This window comes from Brevundimonas sp. UYEF29 (genome assembly GCF_040546195.1).
GTDB lineage: Bacteria > Pseudomonadota > Alphaproteobacteria > Caulobacterales > Caulobacteraceae > Brevundimonas > Brevundimonas huaxiensis.
This window is the reverse complement of sequence record NZ_JBEPNH010000020.1, coordinates 1-2,322: the sequence shown is the minus strand read 5'-3', so window position 1 is coordinate 2,322 and position 2,322 is coordinate 1. Positions and strand designations below refer to the sequence as shown.

The window sequence follows — 2,322 nt, the reverse complement described above, 5'->3', positions numbered from 1 at the left end:
CTGGCGCCCCGGTTTCATAGTCTCCCACCTATCCTACACATACGGTCGCTAACGCCAAGGCGAAGCTATAGTAAAGGTTCATAGGGTCTTTCCGTCTGACCGCGGGAACCCCGCATCTTCACGGGGAATTCAATTTCACTGAGCCTATGCTGGAGACAGTGGGGAAGTCGTTACGCCATTCGTGCAGGTCGGAACTTACCCGACAAGGAATTTCGCTACCTTAGGACCGTTATAGTTACGGCCGCCGTTTACCTGGGCTTCAGTTCGACGCTTTCACATCTCCCTTTAACCTTCAGGCACCGGGCAGGCGTCAGACCCTATACGTCGCATTGCTGCTTCGCAGAGCCCTGTGTTTTTGCTAAACAGTCGCTACCCCCTGGCTTGTGCCACTCAGTCCTGCTTGCGCAAGGTGAGTCACGCTTATTCCGAAGTTACGCGTGCAATTTGCCGAGTTCCTTCAGCATAGTTCTCTCAAACGCCTTGGTATGCTCTACCTGACCACCTGTGTCGGTTTCGGGTACGGTCTCTGCTGGAGTTATTTCCTGGGACAACGCCCCCGCACACACAATCCAATAAGTGGGTACGAGTTAAGCCATCCGTCACTTCCAGCTGGTGCAGGAATATTTACCTGCTTCCCATCGACTACGCTTTTCAGCCTCGCCTTAGGGGCCGACTAACCCTGCGCAGATTAGCTTTACGCAGGAACCCTTGGTCTTTCGGCGAGAGTGTCTCTCACACTCTTATCGTTACTCATGTCAGCATTCTCACTTCCGATACCTCCAGCCAGGCTCACGCCTGACCTTCACCGGCCTACGGAACGCTCCGCTACCGCTTGCAGTAAACTGCAAACCCATATCTTCGGCGCACGGCTTGAGCCCCGTTACATTTTCCGCGCAGGATCGCTTGATCAGTGAGCTGTTACGCTTTCTTTAAAGGATGGCTGCTTCTAAGCCAACCTCCTGATTGTCAAAGCAATCCCACATCGTTTCCCACTTAGCCGTGACTTGGGGGCCTTAGATGATGGTTAGGGTTGTTTCCCTTTTCACGACGGACGTTAGCACCCGCCGTGTGTCTGCCCGATAGTTCTCTTGGGTATTCGGAGTTTGGTTAGTATTGGTACCGCTCGCGCAGCCCGCAACCATCCAGTGCTCTACCCCCCAAGGAATTCGTCGGACGCTCTACCTAAATAGATTTCGCGGAGAACCAGCTATGTCCAGGTTTGATTGGCCTTTCACCCCTATCCACAAGTCATCCCAGAATTTTTCAACATTCACGGGTTCGGTCCTCCAGTTGGTGTTACCCAACCTTCAACCTGCTCATGGATAGATCACCTGGTTTCGGGTCGTCATACGTCGAACTTAGCGCCCTATTCAGACTCGCTTTCGCTGCGCCTACACCTAACGGCTTAAGCTTGCTCGACACATGAAGTCGCTGACCCATTATACAAAAGGTACGCCGTCACCGCGCTTGGCGGCTCCGACTGCTTGTAGGCTTCCGATTTCAGGATCTGTTTCACTCCCCTTGTCGGGGTGCTTTTCACCTTTCCCTCACGGTACTTGTTCACTATCGGTCGTAGAGGAGTACTTAGGCTTGGAGGGTGGTCCCCCCATGTTCAGACAGGATTTCACGTGTCCCGCCCTACTCGAGTCTCTTGCTGTTTGATGACTACGGGGCTTTCACCCACTATGGCCGACCTTTCCAGATCGTTCGTCTTTATTTCACAAGAGCACTGGCCTGGTCCCGGTTCGCTCGCCACTACTACGGGAGTCTCGGTTGATGTCCTTTCCTCCGGGTACTGAGATGTTTCAGTTCCCCGGGTTCGCTTAATGAAGCCTATGTATTCAGCTCATTATACCTTTCAACAATCCGCCAATCGCTGCCCCGAAGAGCAGAGTTGGAAGACTGTAAAGGTGGGTTTCCCCATTCGGAAATAACCGGATCAAAGGGTGCTAGCGCCTCCCCGGTTCTTATCGCAGCTTGCCACGTCCTTCATCGCCTCTCTACGCCAAGGCATCCGTCAGAAGCCCTTCAACGTTTGATCGTTTCTCAGCAAAACTCATGCTTGGTTTATTCCGCCCGACTGGAAAGATGCCGGGGGACCAAGCCTGATTTTTGTCAGACAATGTCTTCTTCTCGAACAAGACCTCAAAGCTCAGGGGAGCCGGTCACGTTCTTCCTTTACGATATCAATGCACGCCAACCCGAAGGCCGACGGCAAACTTGAATGCGATCACAAGATCCTGGTGGAGCCAGACGGAGTCGAACCGACGACATCCTGCTTGCAAAGCAGGCGCTCTACCAACTGAGCTATGGCCCCATTCC

General features: G+C 53.2%; 1 tRNA gene and 1 rRNA gene. Both read right to left on the bottom strand.

Annotation, left to right across the window (positions count from 1 at the left end):
- Nucleotides 1-2,041, bottom strand: a 23S ribosomal RNA gene (locus ABIB58_RS16365); the annotation flags it as partial.
- 200 nt (nucleotides 2,042-2,241) lie between these two features.
- Nucleotides 2,242-2,317, bottom strand: a tRNA-Ala gene (locus ABIB58_RS16360).
- Between the last annotated feature and the right edge of the window lie 5 nt (nucleotides 2,318-2,322).